The sequence below is a fragment of the Devosia sp. genome, from assembly GCF_036676215.1.
In the GTDB taxonomy this organism is placed as follows: domain Bacteria; phylum Pseudomonadota; class Alphaproteobacteria; order Rhizobiales; family Devosiaceae; genus Devosia.
The window spans coordinates 48,946-69,450 of the sequence record NZ_JAKFDJ010000216.1 but is presented as its reverse complement, the minus strand read 5'-3'; the positions used below and the strand labels follow the sequence as shown (position 1 = coordinate 69,450).

Genomic DNA, 20,505 nt, shown 5'->3' with positions numbered 1-20,505 from the left:
GGCGCGGGCCTAGTCGCGATCCCGATTTCGACTTTCGCCCTGCGCCTCAAGGGCGGGGAATTCGCCATCGCCATGTGGGTGATCGCCGAGGTGCTGCGCATCGTGGTGATGTTCGATCCGCTGGTGCAGGGGGAAACCGGCACGTCGCTGCTGGCGCTCAATGCCCTTGATCCCGAGCTGCGCCGCAACCTCACCTACTGGCTGGGGCTGGGCAGTCTCGCGCTTATCCTCACCGCCACCTTCTGGCTGCTGCGCAGCCGCATCGGCGCCGCGGCGCAGGCGATCCGCGACGATGAGGAGGCCGCCGCCTCCATCGGCATCGACGTGATGCGGATCAAGCAGATCATCTTCGTGCTGGCCGCCTTCGGCTGCGCCCTGGCCGGCACGGTCTGGCTGGCCAGCGCCATCACCTTCCTGCCGCGCACCAATTTCGGCGTGCAGTGGACCGTGTTCATGCTGTTCATGGTGCTGGTGGGTGGCCTCAAGACTTTCGAGGGGCCGATCATCGGGGCCGTCATCTTCTTCCTCTTGCAGGAAATCTTTGGCGATCTCGGCGTCTGGTACCTTACTGGCCTCGGCGTCATCGCGGTGGGCTTTGCGCTCTACCTGCCCGATGGCCTGTGGGGCACCTGGCGGCGGCGCACCGGCATTGATCTGCTGTCCGGTGGCGTCATGCTCAAGCAGCCGGCCAAGGCACCGCCGGCCTGACACCCAACACCAACGTCTTCGACCATGGTCGAAGACGCTTGCTCTTGAAAAATGTATACAACTGGTATTTTATGATACGCGAGATTGATCGCAGGGAGAGGAGCCCGGTGATGAGCACCCAGACATTTCCGATGAACGCCTGGTATGCGGCCGCTTGGGATACCGAGATCAAGCGCGCGCTGTTGCCGCGCAAGATCTGCGGAAAGCCTGTGGTTATGTATCGAAAGCAGGATGGAACGCCGGTGGCCCTGGCCGATGCCTGCTGGCATAGGCTGCTGCCGCTCTCCATGGGGGAGCTCTATGGCGACAATGTCATCTGCGGCTATCATGGCCTCGAATTCGACGATACCGGCCGTTGTGTATACATGCCGTCGCAGGACACCATCAATCCGTCGGCTTGCGTCGTGTCCTATCCGCTGGTCGAAAGGCATCGCTTCATCTGGCTGTGGATGGGCGATCCGGCGCTGGCCGATCCGGCCAAGATCCCCGACCTGCACTGGAACGACGATCCGGCATGGGCGGCGGATGGCAAGCTGATCCATGCCAAATGCGACTACCGGCTGGTGATCGACAACCTGATGGACCTGACGCACGAGACCTATGTGCATGGTTCGTCCATCGGCAATCGCGCGGTGGCGGAAGCCCCGTTCACCGCCACCCATTCGGACAAGACCGCGACCATCACCCGCTGGATGAAGGACATCGACGCGCCGCCATTCTGGCGCGGGCAATTGGGCAAGCCGGGCAATGTCGATCGCTGGCAGATCATCAATTTCGAAGCGCCGGCCACCATCGCCATCGATGTGGGTGTGGCGGTAGCGGGGACGGGCGCGCCCGAGGGTGACCGCAGCCAGGGCGTCAACGGCTTCGTGCTCAATACCATCACGCCCGAAACCGACAAGACCTGCCACTATTTCTGGGCCTTCGCGCGCAACTACAAGACCTCCGAGCAGCGTCGTACGCATGAGCTGCGCGAAGGCGTGGCAGGAATCTTCCGCGAGGATGAACGGATCCTCGAGGCGCAGCAGATCGCCATCGATAACAATCCGGACCACGTCATCTACAATCTCAATATCGATGCCGGCTCGATGTGGGCGCGCAAGCTGATCGACGCGATGATCGCGGGCGAGCAGCAGCAAACCATGGCGGCGGAATAGGCCATGGCCGCTTCACCCCAGACCCGGCAGCAGCCGCAATCGCTCAAGGCGCTGATGGGCGTGCGCGACCTGATCCTGGGCGGTAGTGTCCGTCCGGGTGAGCGCCTCTCGGAAGTGGCGATTGCCGAGAAGCTGGGCATTTCGCGCACCCCGATCCGCGCCGCGCTGGCGCGGCTGGAGCAAGAGGGGCTGCTTGAGCTCATTCCTTCGGGTGGCTACGCGGTGCGCGGCTTTGCCCGCGAGGAGGTGATCGATGCCATCGAACTGCGCGGGGTGCTGGAAGGCACCGCGGCGCGGCTGGCAGCGGAGCGCGGCGTGCCGCCGGGCCGTATGCGTGCCATCAAGGAACTGGTACGCGCGCTCGACGAGACCGTGCGCGACCGGCCTGAGGACATGGCGTTCGAGCGCTATGTCGAGCTCAACGCCGCCTTCCACGAGGCGCTGGCGGGGCTTTCGGGCAGCGAGACCATCAGGCGCGAGATCGAGCGGGTGACACGGCTCCCCTTTGCCTCACCCAGCGCCTTTCTCGACAAGCAGGCGGATGTGCCCGCATTCCGGCAGTCGCTGCTGGTGGGACAGGCGCAGCACAAGGCCATCGTCAATGCCATCGAGATGCGCGAGGGCGGTCGGGCCGAGGCGCTGGCGCGCGAGCATGCGCGGCTGGCGCGGCAGAATCTCGAATATGTCATCGAAGAGGATCGGAGCCTGTTGCGCCGCATGCCGGCGCTGGCTTTGGTCGGCGAATAGGAGGAGCGTCATGCGCAACAGGCAAGAATGGCGCCAGGGCATCGTCACCCGTGCCGAACAGATCGCTGCTGACGTCAAGCTGCTCGAATTTGCCGTCGAAGGTGTGCTGCCGCGCTTCGATCCGGGCTCGCACAGCAATTTCAAGGTGAGCCTTGGCGAGGGCCAGGCCATCCGCACCTATAGCTGCCTGCCGGCGCCGGCAGGCCATCTCAGCGTGGCCGTCAAGCATCACGATCATAGCCGGGGTGGCTCCCGCTTCATGTGGGGTCTCGAAACCGGGACAGCGATCGAGCTTAGCGTGCCGGAAAACCGGTTCGAGCTGGCCTGGCGCGCGCCCTATTACCTGCTGATGGCCGGTGGCATCGGTATCACGCCGATCTACGGCATGGCGCTGGCGCTGCAGCGGCGCGGCATACCGTTCCGCCTGGTCTATGGCGGCCGCAGTCGCTCGGTCATGGCCTTCGCCGAAGCGCTGGAAGCCGAACTCGGCGACCGCGTTGTCGTGCATGCCGGCGATGCCGGTGGGCGCATCGATGTGGCGGCCGAGATTGCCGCGCTTCCCGCCAATGGCGAACTCTATGTCTGCGGCCCCATCGACATGCTCAATGCGGTCAAGGCCGCATGGGCCGCCGCCGGGCGTCCCATGGGCCGGCTGCGCTATGAAGTGTTCGGTGATAGCGGGCTTTTCGCCGAAGGCCCGTTCAGCGTCGAAGTGCAGGGGCTTGGCCGCTCGGTCGCCGTGCGGCCCGACCAGACCCTGCTCGAGGCGCTGCTCGGTGCTGGTGTCGACATGATCTACGATTGCCAGCGGGGCGAATGCGGGCTCTGCGCTGTCGACATCATCGAGCATGACGGCCCCATCGACCACCGCGACGTGTTCTTCAGCGCCGAGGAGAAGCATGAGGGGACACGGATGTGTGCCTGCGTGTCCCGCCTGGCCAGCGGCCGGGCGGTGATCGATGTCGGCTATCGTACCTGACTGCTGACAAAAAGAAGGGCGCCGCGGCGCCCTTCAAGTCTTCGGGAGATTGGATCGGCTACTGGGCCGACTCGGCCGCTACCATCGACACGGCCTGCTCGTAGAGAGCCTTGCCGTCGACGCCCAGTGCTTCCATGTCGGTGAACCACTGGTCGATAGTGGGCTGCGCAGCGGCCTTCCAGCGGGCGGTTTCGGCTTCGTCCAGCGTGATGATGTTGTTGCCCAGGCCCACGGCGATGGACGCGCCGCCAGCATCGCCCTTGTCCATGGCACGACCGAAGAAGCGGGCCACTTCGACGCCGGAATTGGCATCGATCACGGCCTTGAGGTCGTCGGGCAGGGCGTCGTAGCTCGCCTGGTTCATCACGAAGGCAAAGGTCTGGGTATAGAGGCCGTTGGCTCCGGTGAAGCCGGTGTGGTTCTTGACCAGTTCGGCCACCTTGAGCGAAGGCGTGACTTCCCAGGGGATGGTCGTGCCGTTGATGACGCCCTTGGACAGAGCCTCGGTCACCTGCGGCACCGGCATTCCGATGGGTTCGGCGCCGAGACGACCGAGCATGTCCGAAATCACGCGGGAGCCGCCACGGATCTTCATCCCAGCCAGGTCTTCCAGCTTGGTTACCGGGTTCTGCGTGTGGAACAGGCCAGGGCCATGGGTATGCACGGCGATCAGGTGAACACCCTCGAACTCATCCATGGCGTTGGCTTCGACATATTTCTGGAACGCCACCGAGGTCGCCTCGGCAGAGGTGACCAGGAATGGCATTTCGAAGACTTCCGACTTGGGGAAGCGGCCCGGCGTGTAGCCGAGCACGGTCCAGATGATGTCGACCACGCCATCCTTGGCCTGATCGAACAGCGCCGGCGGGGCGCCGCCCAGCTGCATGGCCGGGTAGAGCTCGAACTTGATGCGGCCACCCGATTGTTCTTCGACCGCTTTGGCCCAGGGCGCGATTGCCGAGGCCGGGATGGTTGCCTGTGCCGGCAGCATCTGGTGGATGCGCATGGTCACTTCCTGGGCCAGCGCGCTGCCGCAAAGCAATGTTGCGGCGAGGGCGCCAGCCAAGATGGTATTGAGCTTATTCATAGTTTTCTCACTCCCTAGGTTGCGCGTTTGGGTGCGCGTTGCAGTTATCCTCGATACGACGTCCGCCCCTGTCTCCTCGAGGCGCGGGCGGGTGGTTTCAGTAGAGCAGCCTCACCAGGAACAGCGTGATGACCGGGAAAGCGGTCAGGATGACGGTGCGGATAAGATCGCTCGCGACGAAGGGCAGGACGCCCTTGTAGGTCTGGCCAAGCGAGGTGCCCCTGGCCATGGAATTGATGACGAAGAGGTTCATGCCAACCGGCGGGGTGATTAGGCCCACTTCCACCACAATGAGGATGAGAATGCCGAACCAGATGGCGAATTCCTCAGGCGGCAGGCCGAAATCGAGCGCGGTCACCATTGGGAAGATGATCGGCACGGTGAGCAGGATCATCGACAGCGAGTCCATGACGCAGCCCAGTATCAGGTAGAGAATGAGGATCGCCACCAGCACGACCCATGGATTGAAGCCCTGCGTGGTGACCCATTCGGCCGAGACCTGGGGCAATTGCGACATGGCGAGGAAGCCATTGAGTGCCGCGGCGCCCAGCACGATCAGGAAGATCATAGCGGTGGATGATGCCGTGGCGAGGATGGCCTCGATGAAGTTCTTGCCATTGAGGCTGCGGTTGAACAACGAGATGATCGCCGTGCCAGCCGCGCCGATGGCCGCCGCTTCGGTGGGGGTGAACAGGCCGCTATAGATGCCGCCGATGACGACGATGAAGACGACCAGCACCGGCCAGACCCCACCCAGCGCCGCGAAGCGCTCACGATAGGGCACCCGCTCGGCAGAACCGGCGGCTTCGGGATTGACCCGCACATAGATGGCGATGGTGATCATGTAGCCGATGGCGGCCAGGATGCCCGGCACGAAGGCCGCCATGAAGAGCTTGGAAATGTTCTGCTCGGTCAGGATGGCATAGATGACCAGGATGACCGATGGCGGGATGAGAATGCCCAGCGTGCCGCCCGCAGCCAGCGTGCCGGTCGCCAGGGCGCCGGAATAGCCGTATTTCCTGAGCTCGGGCAAGGCGACCTGGCCCATCGTGGCGGCCGTGGCCAATGAGGAGCCGCAAATGGCGCCGAACCCGGCGCAGGCGCCGATGGCGGCCATGGCGACGCCGCCCTTGCGATGGCCGAGCCAGGTTGCGGCGGCCTTGAACAAGGCAGCCGACATGCCGCCGAGCGTCGCGAACTGGCCCATCAGCAGGAAAAGCGGCACGACCGACAGCGAATAGCTGGAAAACGTGCTGTGCGTCAGGCTCTTGAACTGGGCCATGACGGGATTGAAGGAGCCCGTCACCAGATAGGAGCCGCCGATACCCACGGCCAGCATGGCCAGGCCGATGGGAATACGCAGGAAGATCAGCAGCAGGATGACCGGAAACGACCAGAGCCCGAGTTCAACATTGCTCAATGAGCCGCTCCCTGACTTGCGGTTGGCGCCTTGCCGGCCACGGCATCGGCCAGGCTGCGGGCGAAGAGGTAGATGGCCACGATGATCAGGACACCGGCGCCGATCAGGCCGGCCGCATAGGACCACCAGAGTGGCATGCGCAGCAGCAGGGTGGTTTCGCCATAATTGAATTTGTCGATAGTGCCGAGCGCGTGGCGCCAGGTGATCAAGGTAGCCAGGACCAGCATCAGCGCGTCACACACGACCAGCAGCCAGGCGTTGAAGCGCGGGCCGGCGAGGTCGGTGAAGATCGCCACGACGGCGTGTCCGCGGGTGAAGTGGGCCCAGGGCAAGAAGGCAAAGATGGCAAAGCCAACGCCCGCCTCAACCAGCTCGTAATCGCCCAGGACCGGGCCCAGGCCCGCCCAGATGAGGGCGCGTCCGATGACGCTGACCACGATCAGCGCGACAAGCACGGTTAGCACCAGGCCGCCGGCGATCGCCGTCAGTCGCGCGAGCCCGGCCACACCGCGACCGATGAAAGTTTCGTCCATTTCCAAAGGCTCCTCCCTTCGTCAATGATTGCCGTCATCTTGCGTGCGGCAAAGCGATTTTCTGCGTAGTTTGTATAACCCCGAAATTATATCCCGTCTGCGTGGGCGTCCTGGTCAGGCGAAGTTGGGTTTGCGCTTCTCGAGAAAGGCGCGCAGGCCCTCGTCCGCGTCGGCACCAGTCTGGCTCAGCGCAGCGGCGAGGCTTTCCGCATAGAGGCCGTCTTCCGCCGACATCTTGGCAATGCGCGCAATCGACTGAATGATCAGATAGTTGATCGTAGCCGAGTTCTGGGCGATTTGTCCGGCCAGTTCCTTCGCCTTGGCGAGTCCGCCACCAGCCGGCGCCAGATAGTGGGCCAGCCCAATGCGTTCACCCTCTTCGGCCGAATAGGTGCGGCCGGTGAGCATCATTTCGGTCAGTCGGTCGGCGCCGATGATGGCGCCAAGCCGCACGGTGGCGCCGCCGCCGACGAAAATGCCGCGCTGGCCTTCGGGCATGCGGAACATGGTGCCCGGTTCGGCGACGCGAACGTGACAGGCGGCCGCGATCTCCAGACCCCCGCCCATGACCGCCCCCGACATTGCGGCAACCACCGGCACGCCACTGAACTGCAGGAGGCCCATCACCGCGTGCCAGTTGCGCGAATGCCGCATCACTTCCTGGGGATCACGCTTGACCTGTTCGCTGAGGTCCAGCCCGGCCGAAAAGTGCCCGCCCGCGCCCGACAGCACGACGGCACGTACGCCCTTGGGGATGGCGCCGAAGAACGCCTGCAGTTCCGCGATGGTCTGATCGTTTACCGCATTGCGCTTGGCCGGGCGGTTGAACTGCAGATGGGCAATGGTGCCCTCGATCCGCACGTCCACAACGGACTTTTCTTCGATCATGCTCGACCCCGATGTGACGCTGCATGGCTCCGGCTTGTCCGGTATAACAGCGTTGATAATTGTTCTACTATATAACAATCTGGAGTACCAGTAGGTGATGGGTCGTGGCGGTGATTTTTGGCTGCGCTCTTGCCCGAAACCGTCGCCTTGCCGATAAGGAGCAGGCGCCAAGCCGCCAATGGGGATACTGATGGACGAGCAACACCCTGCGCCGCGATCAAAGCCGGCGCGCCGCCGCTTCCATACCGATGTCGTGACCGACATTGTCGGTTATCGGCTGCGCCGGGCGCAGATCCATGTGTTCCAGCAGTTCATCGCCCGGTTCGCAGCGCATGACCTGCGGCCGGCCGATTATTCGGCGCTGGCGCTGATCGATGCCAATCCGGGCAGCAAGCAGATCGAAATCGCCAAGGCGCTCGGCATCAAGCGTGCGAACTTCGTGGCCCTGATCAATGGGCTGGAAGGGCGGGGGCTGGTCGAACGGCGCCTGCCAGCCAATGACCGCCGCTCGCAGGCGCTCTACCTCACGCCGCATGGGCTCGAGCAGATCGCGGTGTTCAACAAGGTGCAGGCGGATTTCGAGACCTATTGCGTTGATAGGCTGGGAGGACCGGCCGCGCGGGACCAGTTGATGGACCTGCTGGGGCGGTTACTCGACGCCGAGTAGCCATCTAGCGCGATAGCGCCTCGACCACTTCGGGCGGCAGCGCCCGCGACTTGATGCGATCGGGGTGGTCAGGGTCCTTGCCGGCCCATACCCGTATCTCATGGGCTTCGATGGCGAGGTCCCCGCCATTGTAGAGCTTGTGACCGATCACAAAGCTGGAGCGCCGCAATTCGGTGACCGTGGTTTCGATGCTGACGACGTCGCCAAAGGCCGAGGGCCGGATGAATTTGGCGCCCGTATCGACCATGGGGATGCCGACAATGCCGAAATGGCGGATCCAGGCGATCTTCTTCATGCCCAGCGCCGCTTCGAAGAGGTAGGCCGTCGAGGCATCGAACATGCGGAAATAGTTGGGGTAGTAGACGATGCCGGCGGGGTCGCAATCGCCGAACTCGATCTCCACGCTGCGGGTGTTGACGAGCATGAGCGGCTCCTATTTGGGCTGCATGCGGAGCGCGCCGTCGAGCCGCACGATCTCGCCGTTGAGATAGTCGTTCTCCACCATGGCGGTGACGAGCTGCGCGAATTCGGATGGTTCGCCGAGCCGGGCCGGATAGGGGATCGCGGCGCCCAACGCGTCCTGGGCTTCCTGCGGCAGTTCGGCGAGCAGCGGCGTCTTGAACAGCCCCGGTGCGATGGTCAGCACCCGAATGCCGAAGCGGGCCAGCTCGCGCGCCACCGGCAATGTCAGCGCCGCGATGCCGCCCTTGGAGGCCGCATAGGCCGCCTGGCCGATCTGGCCCTCGAAGGCTGCGACCGAGGCGGTCGAGATGATGACGCCGCGCGACCCTTCTATCGGATCGGCCACGGACATTTCGGCAGCGGCCAGCCGCATCATGTTGAAGGTGCCGATGAGGTTGACGCGGATGATGCGCTCGAAGGCGTCGAGTGGCAGCGGGCCGTCCCGGCCCACCACGCGTCCTGCCCCGCCGATGCCGGCGCAGTTGACGAGAATACGCGGCACACCAAGCGCGGCCCGGCTGGCCGCCAAGGCTGCGGTCGCGTTTTCGGCATCGGCCACATCGCAGGGGGCAAAGAATCCGCCAATCTCGGCCGCCACGGCCGAACCAGCCTCGGCATTGCGGTCAAGGATGGTGACCCGCGCGCCTTTCGCCGCCAGCGCCCGTGCCGTGGCCGCACCAAGCCCGGAACTACCGCCGGTGACGAGCGCCGTTACCCCCTCGATCTTCACGATGCGGCCTCCGTATTTTCGATCAGCAGCGCAATGCCCTGGCCACCACCAATACAGGCCGAGGCGATGCCGTAGCGCAAGCCGCTGCGCTTGAGTTCGCGCGCCAGCGTCAGGGTGATGCGCACGCCGGTGGCGCCGAGCGGGTGGCCGATGGCGATGGCGCCGCCATTGACGTTGACCTTGTCCTGGTCGAGTCCGATCTCGGCAATGCAGGCCAGGATCTGGGCGCCGAAGGCCTCGTTGATCTCGATGCGGTCGATCTGGTCGAGGCTGAGGCCGGCGGCATCGAGGACCGAACGGATCGCCGGGGCGGGACCGATGCCCATGATATGGGGTGGCACACCGACCGCGGCGCTGGCAAGGATGCGGGCCAGCGGCTTGAGGCCCTTGCTCTGCACATAGCCGGCCGAACCGACCAGCGCGGCGGCCGCGCCATCGACGATGGCCGAGGAATTGCCCCCGGTCTGCACGCCGCCAAAGGCTGGCCGCAGGCGGGATAGCACCTCATAGGGTGAGGGGCGGATATGGCTGTCCACTCCGACGCTCTCGACGCCCTTGGCGAGTTTGATGCCGCGGGTTTGCAGGCCCTCGATGGCGAAATCCTCGGAAACAACCGGTACGATTTCCCCTGCGAGGAACCCACTGTCCCGCGCCGCGATGGCCCGCTCAAAGCTGCGGACTGCAAAGCGGTCTACGGCTTCGCGGTCGATGCCATATTGCTTGGCAAGGTTCTCCGCCGTGTCGCCCATATTGCACAGCACGGCCGGGTCCATCAGCGCTTCCCACAGGAAGTCCTTGAACTCAACCTGGCCCATAGTGAAGCCATTGCGGTGGGTATAGGCAGCAATCGGGTTGCGGCTCATGGATTCGGTGCCAACACCCAGCGCCAGCTCGACGCGACCGAGCGAGACGGCATCGGCCGCCTGGCTCAATGCCTCGATGCCGGTGCCGCAGATGCGCTGCACCAGATGGGCCGGGCGCTCGACTGGGACGCCGGCATAAAGCCCGATATGGCGTGGCGTCACATAGGCGTCGAACGAGGCCTGTGCCATCGAGCCGGCAATGGTGGTGCCGATATCGGCCGGGTCCACGCCCGCCTTGGCGATGGCCGCCCGGGCGGCCTTGATGCCCAGGTCGATGGGAGAAATGGCCGAAAGGGCGCCGCGATAGTCGACGAATGGGGTGCGCATGCCGTCGATCAGATAGGCATCGGCGAAAGTGGCCGCGAGGCCGGCTGGCTTGCTCATTTCATTATGCCTTTCGGGCGAAGGTCAGCACATGGCCGGGGGCAGGCTCGGCGTAGAGATCGGCGAAGGCCCGCGCCCGCGCCGCGATCACCGCCCGCTGGTTGATCGAACCCTTGTCGGTTATCTCCCCGGCATCGACGGAAGGTGGGGTCGCCAGCAGGATGGCGCGGGCAATGTGGCTGGCGCTGCCGGTCGCCTTCGCCGCGAGGGCATCGAAGCGCGCCTGGAAGGCGGCGCGCACTGCGGGGTGGGCGACGATCTCCTCATTGGTGGCTGACCGCTCGAGCCCGGTCAGTTGGCGGCAGGCCTCGAGATCGGGGAAGATCAGTGCTGCGATAAAGTTGCGGTCGAGCCCGGTCAGCGCCAGGTCGCGCAGCAGTGGCGCACCGGCCGCGATGGCGCTCAGGCGCACCCCGCCCATATTCACCCAGGTGCCGGTGGCCAGCTTGAAATCCTCGGTGACGCGGCCATCGAAGGCGAAGCCTTTGCTCAGGTCGGCCGCGTCGGCGAATTTCAGGGCGTCGCCAATCTTGTAGTAGCCCTCCTCGTCAAAGGCTTCCGCGGTCTTTTCGGGCTGTTTCCAGTAGCCGGGCGTCACATTGGGGCCGCGCAGGCGCAGCTCGAGCTTTGCCTCGTTTGGCACCAGCTTGATTTCCATGCCCGCAGCCGGCAGCCCAACAAGGCCGGCGCTTTCGACCGTCCAGGTAGTGGTGAAGGCAAAGGGCGCCGTTTCGGTCGAACCATAGCCGGTGATGATGCGGATGCGCTGGCCGGTGGCGGTGTATGCCGCAGTGTCGAGGCCGTCCCACACATGCTGGGCGAGGCTGGCGCCGGCATATTGCATGACGAGCAGGTGCCGGAAGAAGCCGTCGCGCAGGGCCGCGTCGACGGCCAGATGCTCGACCAGGAATTCGTAGCCCTTGGGCACGTTGAAGTAGAGTGTCGGCGAGATATCGGTGAGGTTTCGCACCGTCCGCTTCATGCCCTCGGGCGTGGCGGAGCCGTCGTCGACATAGAAACTGCCGCCATTGTAGAGCGCGATGCCAAGATTGTGGCTGCCACCGGCAACGTGGTTCCAGGGCATCCAGTCCACCAGCACCGGCGGCTCATCCGCGAGAAAGGCGAGGGCGGTGCGGATCATCTCCTGGTTGCAGGTCAGCATGCGCTGGGTGGTGATCACCGCCTTGGGCATGCCCGTCGAGCCCGAGGTGAACAGCAGCTTGGCCACCGTGTCGGGCGTCACCTGGTCCGCGGCCTCGGCGACTGCCGGCGTGACCGGCGTTTTCGCCAAATCGGCCCATATCTGGGTCGGGCGTCCCGGCATCGGGTTGGTGCGCACCACCACCGGAACTGCTGCATCGAGCGTAGCGGCGATGGCCGGCGCGAAGCGCTCTCCATCGCTGGCATAGACCATGCCCGGCTGGATCAGCCCGACAATATGCTTGAGCTTGGCAAAGTCCTTGGACACCAGCGAGTAGGCTGGTGACAGCGGCGCATGCGGTACGCCGGCGAGCATGGCGGCATAGCCCAGCAAGGCGTGCTCGATCTCGTTGCCCGACAGGATCAGCAGCGGCCTTTCGGCATCAAGGCCGGCATCCAGCAGCGCCTGGGCGAGCGATTGCACGGTCTGCCAGGCCTGGGCGTAAGTCACTTTCCGCCAGTCACCATCCGGTCCCCGGTCGGCGAGAAATACCAGGTCAGGCCGTTCCGTGGCCCAGCGGGCCAGCATGTCGGTCATGGCCCGCGGATAGGGGCCAAGCGTTTCGCTGGACCGGACATAGAGTACCCCGTCCGTACCTTCAGTCAGTGTGGCGCGCATCTCTCCCATGCGCACCGGTCGATACACAGCCTCGCTTTGCATGACTGAGCCTCTCTCCCTAATTGTTATGTTACATAACAATATTGTCGCGGAGGTTTCAAGTGGCTCCTGTCAGGCAATTCGCAATGCTCAGCCTGAAGCCCGTCCGATCGGCCGCGAGCGAAAAGAATTTCATAAATCAGCGCCAGTAGTCGACCATTGCCAATGGAAATTTGCGTTTTTGGAATGACTCTGTAATGAAAGAGTTTCACAAAACGCGAGGCGCGCGGCCAGCGCGACGGAGATTATGGGCCCTTTTCCCGCCATTGATGTGCTGCTGCTCGAACTGAACAAACGCATTTTTACGCCGTCCGGTGTGACGGTGCCACTGCGGTTTCGCCCGGCACACCATAATGACCGTGCCCAGGTCGTGGCGGAGAATCGGGCCGGATGGACGCCCGTCGACCGCGATCTGATCTGGGGCGAGCCTGATGGCTATTTCTGGTTTGCGGGTGATGTGACCATTCCCGAGGCGCTTGATGGAGCCGCCGTCCATCTCAGGATCGAGGCCCAGTTCGGCAGCGTCATGGGGCGATCCGATCCCCAGTGTCTGGTGCGGGTCAATGGCCGGATTGCGCAGGGCGTCGATGGCAACCACCGGATGGTGCTGCTGACGGAAAAGGCGCGTGCCGGCGAGCGGTTCGAAATCCTGTTCGAGGTCGGGACCATTGAGGATCGCCGGCAGTTGGGCTTTGCCTGCGAGCTTGTCGTGCATGATGGGCTGGCCGAGAAGATCTACTATGACCTTCGGGTCCCGGGCGAGGTGGCGCGGCTCTTGCCCGAGGATGACGGGCGGCGCCACGCCATTGTCGGCCATATCGAAGCGGCGCTCGCCGTGCTCGACCTGCGGCCGGGCCATCCGGAGCGTTTTCGCCAGAGCCTCGTTGCCGCCGAACGTCATGCCGACGCGATCTATGCGCTGGCGGATGCCGCCTCCATGCCCAGGATCGTGGCCACCGGACACACCCATATCGACGTGGCCTGGCTGTGGCGGGTGCGCGAGACGCGCCAGAAGATGGCCCGCTCGATGGCGACGGCGCTGGCGCTGATGGAGGCCTATCCCGACTATCGCTTCATGTACAATCAGTGCGTGCTGCTCGATTATCTGGAACAGGACTATCCCGAACTGTTCGAGCGCATCGGGCAAAAGGTCGATAGCGGCCAGTTCGAGATCGAAGGGGCGTTGTGGCTCGAGCCGGACGTCAATGTCTCGAGCGGGGAGTCGCTGGTCCGCCATATCCTGCATGGTGTGCGCTACCACGAAAGAACCTATGGCGTGCGTCCGCGCATGATGTGGCTGCCCGATACGTTCGGCTATTCGGCCGCCCTGCCGCAGTTGATGGAGCGATCGGGGCTCGATACCTTCGTCACCCACAAGCTGAGCTGGAACGACACCAACCGCATGCCTTACGAGACCTTCCGCTGGCAGGGGATCGACGGCACTAAGGTCGCGGCCTATTTCCTCACCACTCAGCCTTATACGTCCACCAGTATCGGCACGACCTACTGTCCCGACCTCAAGCCCACCCATGTGATGGGGGCCTGGAAACGCTATGGGCAGAAGCCGGTCAATGACGAGCTGTTCCTGGTCTATGGCCATGGCGATGGGGGCGGGGGGCCGACGCGGGAGATGCTGGAGAATGTGCGGCGCATGGAGCGTGGCATTCCCGGCTGCCCTAAGGTCAGCCATGAGCCGATGCGGCCGTTTTTCGAGCGCCTGCTGGACAAGATGGCGGCGGAGCCGGAGCGCTTCCCGACCTGGGTGGGCGAGCTTTACCTCGAATTCCACCGCGGCACGCTGACGTCTGTTGCCAAGAACAAGGCCAATAATCGCAAGGCTGAGAATGCTTTACGGGAGATCGAGGCGCTGGCTGTCATGGCTTCGATTGCCGGCCATCCCTATCCGCGCGCAGAGCTGTGGGAGCTCTGGCAGATCGTCATGCTCAACCAGTTTCACGATATTCTGCCGGGCTCTTCGATCGGTGCGGTGTTCGATGATAGCGATGCGGATTATGCGCGGTTCTTTGCCCAAGCCGAGGCGCTCAAGAGCCAGCTTGCCGGCGTTTTGCTGCCAGCAAGCTTGCGCTTTGCCTGCAATGTGCTGGGGCGAAGCCGGGGTGGGCTGGTCGAGACCGAGCACGTCGATGGCCAGGCCATCGAACGCGCCGATGGACGCCGGACCTCAGTCGTCAAGGTCGACGCGGTGCCGGCGCTCGGCGCGGTCGCAATAGAGGCGTCGCCTCCCAGCGGGACGCTGTCGGTGTCGACCGAGCACCTGGCCAATGAGCGGATCGAGGTGCGCTTTGATGCCGTGGGGCGGATGACGTCGATCCTCGACCGCATTACCGGACGTCAGGTGCTGATGGATGGCGCGCTGGGCAACCGGTTGCAGGCCTATCGCGACCGGCCGGCGCAATATGATGCCTGGGACATCGATCGCTCCTTCGAGGACCAGGTCTGGGAGATCGACGCATTGGACTCGGTGCGGGTGACCGAGACCGGGCCGCTGCGGGCTGCCATCCGCTTCGAATGGCGCTATGAGAGCTCGCGCATCGTGCAGATTGTGTCACTGGAAGCCGACGCCAGGCAGGTGGAGGTCGAAACCTTCATCGACTGGCACGAGCACAATACCTTGCTCAAGGCGGCCTTCCCCATCGCGGTCAATGCCAGCGCGGTGCGGGCCGAAATCCAGTTCGGCCATGTGCAACGGGCGACCCATGCCAATACGAGCTGGGACGAGGCGCGATACGAATGCTCGATGCAGCGCTGGGTCGATGTTTCGGAACCCGATTTCGGCGTCGTCCTGCTCAATGACTGCAAATATGGCTACGACGCCAGGGGCACGACGATCCGGCTGACCCTGCTGCGCTCGCCCACCTATCCCTGGCCCGAGGCCGATCAGGGCGAGCACCGGATGCGCTATTCATTGATGGTTCATAGTGGTGACATTTCTGTGGTCACCGAGGCCGCCGAAGACTTCAACATGCCCCTCTTGCTGCTCGAAGGCGGCAGCGCCACGGCCGCCCCAATGGCCGGCCTGCTGGGGCTGGACGGCAAGGGCATCGCCCTTGAAGCGCTCAAGCTGGCCGAGGACAGCGACGATCTCATCCTGCGTCTGTGGGAGACCCGCGGCGTGCGACAGACCGCCCGCCTGACAGTGCCGGTGGGCTTTGGCGAGGCGGCGGAAACCGACCTGCTCGAGCGCCAGCCGGAGGCATTGTCGACCGTGGATGGCGTGGTGGAGCTCGCCTTCAAACCCTTTGAAATCAAGGCCATACGCCTGGGAAGAGCACCATGAGCAGCCACCAGATATCAGCCACCATTACGGAATTTCCGGGTGGCGAAAAGTCCTTCGTCGAAGTGCCGTTCAGGGCCGGTCCCAATACCGAACGCATCGAAGTGAGCTACCTGTTTCCGGCGGGAAGCGGGGGCAGCGTCATCGATCTGGGCGTGGCCCATGAAGGCCGCATGCGCGGCTGGAGCGGCGCCGAGCGTGCCCACATCACCATCGAGGCCGATCGCGCCACGCCCAGCTATGATGCCGGCCCCCTGGCCGGCAACTGGACCGTGGTGCTGGGCATCGTCACCATCGGCCCCAACTGCCGCGTCGACGTCAGCATTCGCGTGGCGGAAAAGCAGGCGCGCTGGCTGGTGGGCGACATCCACAGCCATACCGAACACTCGGATGGCGGAGTGACGGTGGTCGATGCAATCCATCGCGCCCGCGCCTCGCGGCTCGATTTCGTGGCCCTGACCGACCACAACACCATCTCGCAGAATTTCATACGGCCGGACGATCCCGGCATCCTGGTCATGCCCGGCATGGAGCTGACCAGCTATTATGGACACACCAATTTCCTGGGCGTGCACAAGCCGGTTGAGGACTGGCGCTGCACCAGTCCGGGCGACGTGGCCGACAAGATGGCGGAAGCGCGGGCCAATGGCGCCACCATTGTCATCAACCATCCCTTCCAGCGCTCGGCGGGTGGCAAGTGGCAGTCCGGCTACGAGGTTGCCTTCGACGCCATGGAAATCTGGAACGGCAACTGGTCGCCCCTCAACCAGGATGCATTGGCCTTCTGGCAGGAGCGGCTGGTCGCGGGGCAGGTCGCCCCGGTGACGGGCGGCAGCGACTTCCACCTCAAGAACCGGCGCCGCCACGGGCGCCCGTCCAATCGCGTCTATGCCGAGGGCAGTTCGATCGCCGATATTCTGGCGGCCATAAGGGCCGGGAGGAATGTCGTGTGCTTTTCACCGGAGGACACAATGGCCCGCCCGGTTGACGGCGCGCCCATGTTCGGAGACACGATTGTGGCGGGGTCTGCGATCGAGGTCGAGTTCACGTCGCTGCTGGCAGGGGACGAGCTGCGGGTAGTCGATGAAACCGGCACCAGCCAGGTCATTGCTGCCGATGGCGCGCGCCTGGTCTGGGGTGGCAGGCTGGATAGCCGCTTCAAGCGGTTCGAGGTCTGGCACGGAGACGAGCCACGGCTTTTCACCAATCCCTTCTACGCCGGCTAGCGGGGCGCGGGGCGATGGTGACGGGCAAGCTGCAAAGAATACGGGGGTTGGGCATGGTCAAGGACACCGCCGGGGACAAGCGCGATCGCAAGGTCGGCATCAAGGACGTCTCGCGCGAGGCCGAAGTTTCGATCTCGACCGTATCGCATGTGCTCAATGGCACCGCCTCGATCTCGCCGGCTGTTCGCTCTCGCGTGCTCGACGCGGCGCGGCGCCTTGGCTATCTGGCCCACAGGCAGGCCAAGGCGACCATCTCGGCACTTGAAACCGTGTTGCTGGCCGTGCCGCCCGATACGCTCACCCAGAGCAATATCAACCTGGTGTCGTGGACCGTGCTGGGCTCGCTCGGACGGGAATGTGAGCGCAGGGGTATCAAGCTCGTGCCGCTGCGGCTTGAAGGCGACACCAATTCGGCGCGCGCCATTGTCGACAATGCCCGTTCCGCTGGTGCCGACGGCATCCTGCTGCTCAATGTGGACCGGCCCGAGCTGATCCAGGGGATCGCCGCATCGGGCCTGGCGGCGGTGCTGATCAATGGCGAAGACAGCTCGATGCGCCTCGACAGCGTTACGCCTGGCAACCGGTTCGCATCGGCGCTGGCCACCAACTGGCTGATCAGCCAGGGTCACCGCAATATCCTGCATGTCACCTGGAAGGGGCGGGCGACGATCCGGCGCCGGCGCGACGGTTTTCTCGACGCCTTCGCCGAAAACAACCTGCCAGCAGACGGCGCCCGCTTCTGCTTTGCCGAGGGCTGGGAGCCCCATTTCGGCGAGAAGGCCATAGGAGAATGGCTGACGCAACACGACGGTCTGGGTGGCGTTACAGCGATCTTCTGTGCGGCAGACAATCTGGCGCTGGGGGTCATGCGGGGTCTCGAGGCCAGGGGCCTGCGGATACCCCAGGACATATCGGTGATGGGCTTCGACGGCGTGGCTCCCGGCGAGTTCACCTCGCCAAGCCTGACGACCATCAACGTTCCGCTCGACCAGATGGGGCCAGACGCACTCCACCTGCTTGAACAACGCGTCTCCAGCGATCAGCCCGTGCGCGCATCGCACCGGCTCGAATTGGGCTGCCAGCTCATCATCCGCGATAGCGTCGCACCGCTGGCCGCTTCCAAACGCTTCACCTGACCGCCAAGTCGTCGCCTTCGAATATTTTTTCGCGGCCCTGAACCCTTGTCCGGGTGGCTGAGCTAAGGCGCTGCAAACATTCCATTTTAGCCGCGCTTCGGCACGTTCATTCCAATGCGCTATGTAACCGTTTGGTGAAAAAGCGCATCGTGAAATAATTTTCTGGTTGATCTGGCGGCGTTTTGACGCAATTGTTCAGACGCGACGACCGGAATAGGCGACTAAAATAGGCGTTTATTCGCAAGTACGGACCCGTGCGGATCGATGAGAATGTAACAGAGTCATGAAAATTATTTCATGGCATTTAGCCAGATGGTTGCTCATGTCCAAGCGTTCGGAATGGGCGGATCACGGAACCGGGGAGGGTTCAAAACCATGCTCAGCAATCGCCTACTCACGTCTATTGCGGCAGGCCTTGTCGCATCCACCTGCCTAGCCACGGCAGCATGGGCATTTCAGGAGTCGCCGATTCTGGCCGAACAGGTTGCCGCCGGCGCCCTACCGCCGGTCGAGGAGCGGCTGCCGGTCAACCCTACCGTCATCAACGCGGTCGAAGTCGGCCAATATGGCGGCACCTGGCAGCGCGCCTACAAGGGGCCCGGTGATCGCTGGGGTCCCACCAAGCTGATGGAAGAGCGCGTGCTGAAATGGACGCCGACCGAAGACGGCGGCATGCAATTGACGCCCGGCTATATTGAATCCTACAGCGTCAACGAGACTTCGACCGAGTTCACTTTCACCCTGCTCGATGGCCTCAAGTGGTCGGACGGCCATCCGGCGACCACCGAGGACGTCAAGTTCTGGTACGATGATGTGTTCCTCAACACCGACATCGTGCCGGTCATCGACCCGACCTTCTCGCCCGGCGGCAAGCCGCTAACCCTCGAAGTGGTCGACGAGCGCACCTTCATCATCAAGTTCGCGGAACCCTACGTCTACTTCCTGACAATCCTGGCCAAGGATTCGACAGGCGAACCGAGCCTGGACCGCCCGAGCTTCCTGTTCCCCAAACATTACCTGTCCCAGTTCAACAACCACTATGTCTCCGAAGAGGAGCTCAACGCGGCCGCGCAGAAGTACAGCGTCGAGAAGTGGACGGACCTGTGGGGTTCCAAGGGTATCGTGACGGCATGGTGGAGCAATCCAGACCTGCCGGTCATCACGGCATGGAAGATCGAAACGCCGGCGCCGGCCGACGTCGTTACCATGGTGCGCAACCCCTACTATTATGCCGTCGACCAGGAGGGCAATCAGCTTCCCTATATCGACCGCATCGAGCACAAGCTCTTCGAGCAGCAGGAAACCTTCAACCTGATGGTCGTGCAGGGGCAGATCGATATGCAGGGGCGCTATGTCCAACTGCAGGACTACACGTTCTACAAGGAGAACGAGGAACGCGGGAACTACCACACCGCTGACTGGGTCAGCGCCGATACCTGGTCGCTGGCACCCAACCTGACCACCAAGGACGAGGTCCTGGCCGGGCTCTATGCCAACGTCGATTTCCGTCAGGCGCTCAGCATCGCCATCGACCGCGAACTCATCAACGAGGTGGCCTTTTCCGGTCTCGCGGAAGCCCGCCAGGCGGCCCCGATCAGCGGCTCGCCCTATTTCAACGCCGAGCTCGAACAGCACTGGACAGAGTACGATCCCGACAAGGCCAACGAACTGCTCGACGGGGCTGGACTGACCGAACGCGATGGCGACGGCTACCGCCTGCGGTCTGACGGCCAGCGCCTGACCCTTGTGGTCGAGGCCAGCGACGCGGTCTGGGGCAATGCCCTCGAACTGCTCGCCGACAACTTCGCGGACGTCGGCATCGAGCTCTTGCCGCGCATCATCGACCGCACGCAGTGGGACTCGAACCGCGACAACAATGACTACCAGATGCAGTGGGTCCCGTTCGACCGTCTGTCGGTGGTGCCGGCCGACCCGCGCAACATGATGGGCAGCGACAGCTACGGCAACCAGTACTTCGTCTGGTACTCGACTGACGGCGCCTCGGGCATCGAACCGCCCGCCGACCACCCGATCCGCACCCTCTGGGCAGACTGGGACAAGGCCTCGACCTCCGGCTCGCTCGAGGAAGCCGACGCAGCCGTCAACCACATGATCGAAACCTTCGTCACCAACGGTTGGGTGATCGGCGTGGTGGGCGAGGCGACGGTGCCCAATATCGTTGGCAACAACTTCCACAACGTGCGTGCGGGGCTCGTCTCCGATGACGTGTCGCGCGGCATCGGTCTTGGCCAGACCCAGCAGATGTGGCTCGATCAGTAAACTTGCCATCAAGGTGGGGCGGACCCACAGTCCGCCCCGTCACCTTGCCGTACCTGTCTCGGGCAAGGTGGGGCCTGCGACAGAC

At 63.9% G+C, this 20,505-nt stretch carries 17 protein-coding genes; 9 read left to right on the top strand and 8 right to left on the bottom strand.

Annotated elements, in window-relative coordinates:
* From V6M52_RS17990 to V6M52_RS17975, 4 genes are all read left to right on the top strand, one after another.
* The coding region (locus V6M52_RS17990) for a branched-chain amino acid ABC transporter permease (protein ID WP_332702261.1) at positions 1 to 708 on the top strand (708 nt) is incomplete at its 5' end.
* A 110-nt stretch (positions 709 to 818) separates the two neighbouring features.
* Positions 819 to 1,865: an aromatic ring-hydroxylating dioxygenase subunit alpha gene (locus V6M52_RS17985; RefSeq protein ID WP_332702259.1), complete on the top strand. Its 1,047-nt coding sequence runs from the start codon at positions 819 to 821 to the stop codon at positions 1,863 to 1,865.
* 3 nt (positions 1,866 to 1,868) lie between these two features.
* Complete coding sequence (locus tag V6M52_RS17980; RefSeq protein WP_332702257.1) at positions 1,869 to 2,612, top strand: GntR family transcriptional regulator; 744 nt, start codon at positions 1,869 to 1,871, stop codon at positions 2,610 to 2,612.
* Positions 2,613 to 2,622: 10 nt separating this feature from the next.
* Positions 2,623 to 3,591, top strand: a complete 969-nt coding sequence (locus tag V6M52_RS17975) for a PDR/VanB family oxidoreductase (RefSeq protein ID WP_332702255.1) — start codon at positions 2,623 to 2,625, stop codon at positions 3,589 to 3,591.
* 58 nt (positions 3,592 to 3,649) lie between these two features.
* On the opposite strand, the gene V6M52_RS17970 is transcribed toward V6M52_RS17975, so the two are convergent.
* From V6M52_RS17970 to V6M52_RS17955, 4 genes are all read right to left on the bottom strand, one after another.
* Positions 3,650 to 4,678 carry a TRAP transporter substrate-binding protein gene (locus V6M52_RS17970; protein WP_332690766.1) on the bottom strand — a complete coding sequence of 343 codons (1,029 nt, stop codon included), beginning with the start codon at positions 4,676 to 4,678 and terminating at the stop codon, positions 3,650 to 3,652.
* Between the two features lie 97 nt (positions 4,679 to 4,775).
* Entirely contained in the window at positions 4,776 to 6,098 is a 1,323-nt protein-coding gene (locus tag V6M52_RS17965; RefSeq protein ID WP_332702253.1) for a TRAP transporter large permease, read from the bottom strand.
* Entirely contained in the window at positions 6,095 to 6,631 is a 537-nt protein-coding gene (locus V6M52_RS17960) for a TRAP transporter small permease (RefSeq protein ID WP_332690761.1), read from the bottom strand. The genes V6M52_RS17965 and V6M52_RS17960 overlap by 4 nt, the downstream gene beginning before the upstream one ends.
* A gap of 114 nt (positions 6,632 to 6,745) precedes the next feature.
* Positions 6,746 to 7,519 (bottom strand): crotonase/enoyl-CoA hydratase family protein, encoded by a 774-nt coding sequence (locus tag V6M52_RS17955; protein ID WP_332702251.1) that lies wholly within the window; start codon positions 7,517 to 7,519, stop codon positions 6,746 to 6,748.
* A 190-nt stretch (positions 7,520 to 7,709) separates the two neighbouring features.
* On the opposite strand from V6M52_RS17955, the gene V6M52_RS17950 reads away from it, so the two are divergent.
* Positions 7,710 to 8,186, top strand: coding sequence for a MarR family winged helix-turn-helix transcriptional regulator (locus V6M52_RS17950; RefSeq protein ID WP_332702249.1), 477 nt, complete (start codon positions 7,710 to 7,712; stop codon positions 8,184 to 8,186).
* A 4-nt stretch (positions 8,187 to 8,190) separates the two neighbouring features.
* Here V6M52_RS17950 and V6M52_RS17945 read toward each other — a convergent pair whose 3' ends face one another.
* Genes V6M52_RS17945 through V6M52_RS17930 form a run of 4 tightly spaced genes read right to left on the bottom strand, consistent with a single transcriptional unit; the run spans position 8,191 to position 12,486 of the window.
* The gene (locus V6M52_RS17945; protein WP_332702247.1) at positions 8,191 to 8,610 is read right to left on the bottom strand and encodes an acyl-CoA thioesterase; all 420 of its coding nucleotides are present in this window, start codon (positions 8,608 to 8,610) and stop codon (positions 8,191 to 8,193) included.
* Between the two features lie 9 nt (positions 8,611 to 8,619).
* Complete coding sequence (locus tag V6M52_RS17940) at positions 8,620 to 9,378, bottom strand: SDR family NAD(P)-dependent oxidoreductase (RefSeq protein ID WP_332702245.1); 759 nt, start codon at positions 9,376 to 9,378, stop codon at positions 8,620 to 8,622.
* Complete coding sequence (locus V6M52_RS17935) at positions 9,375 to 10,625, bottom strand: thiolase family protein (RefSeq protein WP_332702243.1); 1,251 nt, start codon at positions 10,623 to 10,625, stop codon at positions 9,375 to 9,377. Before V6M52_RS17935 ends, V6M52_RS17940 begins: the two co-directional genes overlap by 4 nt.
* 4 nt (positions 10,626 to 10,629) lie before the next feature.
* Entirely contained in the window at positions 10,630 to 12,486 is a 1,857-nt protein-coding gene (locus V6M52_RS17930) for a feruloyl-CoA synthase (protein ID WP_332702241.1), read from the bottom strand.
* A 244-nt stretch (positions 12,487 to 12,730) separates the two neighbouring features.
* Here V6M52_RS17930 and V6M52_RS17925 point away from each other — a divergent pair, with 244 nt between their 5' ends.
* The 4 genes from V6M52_RS17925 to V6M52_RS17910 all read left to right on the top strand — a co-directional run bounded on the left by V6M52_RS17925 (position 12,731) and on the right by V6M52_RS17910 (position 20,420).
* On the top strand, positions 12,731 to 15,781 hold the full coding sequence (locus V6M52_RS17925; RefSeq protein WP_332702239.1) for an alpha-mannosidase: 3,051 nt from the start codon (positions 12,731 to 12,733) through the stop codon (positions 15,779 to 15,781).
* On the top strand, positions 15,778 to 17,004 hold the full coding sequence (locus V6M52_RS17920; protein WP_332702237.1) for a CehA/McbA family metallohydrolase: 1,227 nt from the start codon (positions 15,778 to 15,780) through the stop codon (positions 17,002 to 17,004). The genes V6M52_RS17925 and V6M52_RS17920 overlap by 4 nt, the downstream gene beginning before the upstream one ends.
* Positions 17,005 to 17,057: 53 nt before the next feature.
* Complete coding sequence (locus V6M52_RS17915; RefSeq protein ID WP_332702235.1) at positions 17,058 to 18,140, top strand: LacI family DNA-binding transcriptional regulator; 1,083 nt, start codon at positions 17,058 to 17,060, stop codon at positions 18,138 to 18,140.
* Between the two features lie 375 nt (positions 18,141 to 18,515).
* Positions 18,516 to 20,420: an ABC transporter substrate-binding protein gene (locus tag V6M52_RS17910; protein WP_332702233.1), complete on the top strand. Its 1,905-nt coding sequence runs from the start codon at positions 18,516 to 18,518 to the stop codon at positions 20,418 to 20,420.
* Positions 20,421 to 20,505: the final 85 nt, after the last annotated feature.